The 3,182-nt window shown below is 63.5% G+C and carries 3 protein-coding genes; all 3 read right to left on the bottom strand.

Going from position 1 to position 3,182, the window contains the following annotated elements; genetic code table 11:
- Positions 1-149 precede the first annotated feature (149 nt).
- The 3 genes from WC493_RS22665 to WC493_RS22655 are packed head-to-tail and all read right to left on the bottom strand — an operon-like array spanning position 150 to position 2,847.
- A complete protein-coding gene (locus WC493_RS22665) occupies positions 150-863 on the bottom strand; it encodes an ABC transporter ATP-binding protein (protein WP_373068805.1) in 714 nt (237 codons plus the stop codon).
- Entirely contained in the window at positions 863-2,020 is a 1,158-nt protein-coding gene (locus WC493_RS22660; protein ID WP_373068803.1) for an ABC transporter substrate-binding protein, read from the bottom strand. The genes WC493_RS22665 and WC493_RS22660 overlap by 1 nt, the downstream gene beginning before the upstream one ends.
- Positions 2,021-2,064: 44 nt before the next feature.
- Positions 2,065-2,847 carry an ABC transporter ATP-binding protein gene (locus WC493_RS22655; protein ID WP_373068801.1) on the bottom strand — a complete coding sequence of 261 codons (783 nt, stop codon included), beginning with the start codon at positions 2,845-2,847 and terminating at the stop codon, positions 2,065-2,067.
- Positions 2,848-3,182: the final 335 nt, after the last annotated feature.

Genomic DNA, 3,182 nt, shown 5'->3' with positions numbered 1-3,182 from the left:
GTGATCAGTTCGCCATGGGCGAAATTGACGAGGCCGATGATCGAAAAGACGATGGCGAGGCCAAGGGCCAGCAACGCATATTCGCTGCCGACGCTGAGCGCATTCACCAGTTGCTGGATGAAATATTCCATGGCGTGTCCGCGCTCCCGTCAGTGAACCCCGGAGCCGAGATAGGCTTCCATGAGGTCTTCGGAATCGACCATCACCTTGGCGTCGCCTTCATAGACGAGGCTGCCGCTGGCGAGGATGTAGCCGCGATCGGAGATGCTGAGGGCGTCGGTCGCGTTCTGCTCGACGACCAGCATGGTCAGTCCGTCGCGTTTCAGGTCCAGCATCAGCTCGAAGATGCGGTCGACGATGCGCGGCGCAAGGCCGAGCGACGGCTCGTCCAGCATCAGGAGCCGCGGCCGCGACATCAGCGAACGGGCGATCGCCAGCATCTGCTGCTCGCCGCCCGACAGGGTCTTGGCGGTCTGGTGATAACGCTCGCCCAGGATCGGAAACATCTTCAGATATTTCTCGATATCGGCGGCGACCCCGTCACGATCCTTGCGGGTGGCGGCACCGAGGTGAAGATTCTCGGCGACCGAGAGGTCGGCGAAGACGCGGCGCCCCTCGGGGGTCAGGGTGAGACCCATGGCGACCACGGCTTCCGCCGGCTTCTTGGTGATGTCGGTGCCCTCGAAGCGGATCGTGCCCCCGGCGACGGGCAGGATGCCCACCGCCGCCGAGACGAGGCTGGACTTGCCCGCCCCGTTGGGGCCGAGAAGGGAGACGATCTCCCCCTTCTCGACCCGAAGGCTGACGCCCCGGACCGCCTTCACGACACCGTATTGAACGGTGATGTTCGACAGCTCCAGCATCAGGGCGCCGGAACGTAGGCAGGCAGGATGTCCTGGACCTTGGTGAACTTGCCGTTCACCACCTCGACCACCGCCATGCGCTTGATCGGCACGCCGCCCCGATCCTTGTAGGTGATCGAGTCGGTGGTGATGCCCTTCATGTCCTTGATTTCCTTGATCGCGGCATTGACGGCGGCCGGATCGGCGCTGCCCGCCGCCTCGATCGCGGTCTTGACCACCAGGACGGATTCACCGGCAAGGCCGAAGAAGATGTTCTGGATCTTGTAACCGCGCTTGGTGCAGTCGGCGTAGAACTCCTCGAGCGGGGAACCCGCCGACGGGAAGCCATGGGTGACGAATTTGATCATCTTGGCGCTGTCGCCGGCGATCTCGAGGATGCCCGGATCGTCATAGCCGTCGGTGCCCATGAAGGTGATCTTGTCGAGGCCGGCCGCCATGAACTGGCGCGGGAAGACGGCGCCGTCCGGCGTGATGAAGCCGCCGAAGATCACGTCCGGCTTCGGGTCCATGGCCTGGATTTCCGCGAGCTGGGCGCGGTAGTCGGACAAGCCGGTGTTGTAGTTGATACGCTTCAGCACCTTGCCGCCCAGATGCTCGAAGGCGGCGCCGAAATATTCCGGCGTCGCGAGACCGTAGGAGCCGATGTCGCGGGTGATCATCAAGACGGCGTTCTTGTAACCCTGCTTGATCGCATATTCCGCGGCGGCGCCGGCCGAGAGATTGTCGCCATAAGGCACGAGATAGGCGTTTTCCGGGCTGGCCGCCGGAAACTGCACCTGGGTCGAACCGACAGAGAGCACCGCGATGCCATGCGGCAGCGCGAGGGCCGCGATCGGGATCGAGGTATCGTCCGACGGCGGCGACAGGATCGCCGTGGCGCCAAGGTCGATCAACTCCTGCCCGGCGGTCGCGGCCATCACCGCGTCCGACTTCATGTCGCGGGCTTCGAGACGCAGCTTGCGGCCGAGCACGCCGCCCTTCTCGTTGATGCGGTCGATCTCGCACTGGGCGCCGTCGACGCTGTCGTAAGGCGCATACATGCCGGTCACCGCGGCGGCATAGCCGATGATGATGTCATCGGCGGCCTGGGCGGAAAAGGGCGACAGGGTCGCGAGACCCAGCGACGCCGCCAGTGAAAGCACACCATACCGTTTCATGACCGATCCCCTTGGTTAGCCCCGAAAAATAGCAACGAGATTGATTACTTCCGCGCCTTGCGCCCGAGATAGACCTCGATCACCCGTTCGTCGTGGCGCACCTCTTCCGGCGGGCCGCTGACGATGACGGCGCCGAGATGCATGACGTAGAGCAGCTCGCTCACCTCCATGATGAACTTCAGGTCGTGTTCGATGACGACGACACCGCAACCGAAGCGGTCGCGGATCATCCGCACCGAGGCGATGAGGGCATGAGACTCCTGCTCGTTCATGCCCGCCGCCGGCTCGTCGAGCAGGATGACCTTGGGCGCCAGCGCCAGGGCGCGGGCGATTTCGACCCGGCGCTGATGGCCATAGGGCAGATGCCCGGCCTTCAGGTCGGCCATGGCCGACAGACCCAGCAGGTCGAGGATTTCATCGACGTTCGGCGCCTCCACCCCCTCGCGCTTCAGGCGGCGGAAGGTGATCGAGGCGACCTCGACGTTCTCGCGCACGGTCAGGCGCTTGAACAGGCGGATGTTCTGGAAGGTGCGGGCGATGCCGGCTTCGGCGCAGGTCTCGGGCGAGGTCGCGCCGAGCGGCTGGCCGCCGAGATAGACATTGCCGGAGGTCGGCGTCAGCGTGCCCGAGATGAGATTCATCAGGGTCGTCTTGCCGGCGCCATTCGGGCCGATCAGGCCGACGATCTGCCCGACCTCGCAGGCCATGGTGACGTCGCGCACCGCGTAGACGCCGCCAAACTGCTTGGTGACATTGTCGACGAAGAGACCGGTGCCCCGGTTCACGGCGGTCGCGGCCGAAACCGCGACGCCCGTTGATGTCTGCACGGCGACATCCGCCTTACGAAGTGCTGTCAACGCCTGTACCTCACGCCAGATGGGCCTGCGCCCTCCGTCATTGGCCTGATTGTCAGACCATTCGCGAAGGGGTGTCAATCCCTCCCCCACAGTTGTTTCATGAATTCGCCATGGGATCCCCGCCATTGTGGTTAACAAGTGGGAGAAATACTGTCGTAACGGCTTTCAAATCCACCTTTAGGTGGAGGGTCCACCAAAAGGTGGAGGTGAATACTGTCATTTTAATATTGACGCATTGCCGCGTTTACCCGCTCCATACCCCAGTATCGAGCAAGTGATGTCTGACGTAATTGAGCGGGCAGGTT

This window comes from Zavarzinia sp. (assembly GCF_041650655.1).
Lineage (GTDB): Bacteria > Pseudomonadota > Alphaproteobacteria > Zavarziniales > Zavarziniaceae > Zavarzinia.
This window is presented reverse-complemented; position numbering and strand designations above follow the sequence as displayed.

Excerpts from the sequence above, each read along its gene's own strand:
- WC493_RS22665 (WP_373068805.1), bottom strand. The coding sequence starts at position 863 with ATGCTGGAGCTGTCGAACATCACCGTTCAATACGGTGTCGTGAAGGCG.
- WC493_RS22660 (WP_373068803.1), bottom strand. The coding sequence starts at position 2,020 with ATGAAACGGTATGGTGTGCTTTCACTGGCGGCGTCGCTGGGTCTCGCG.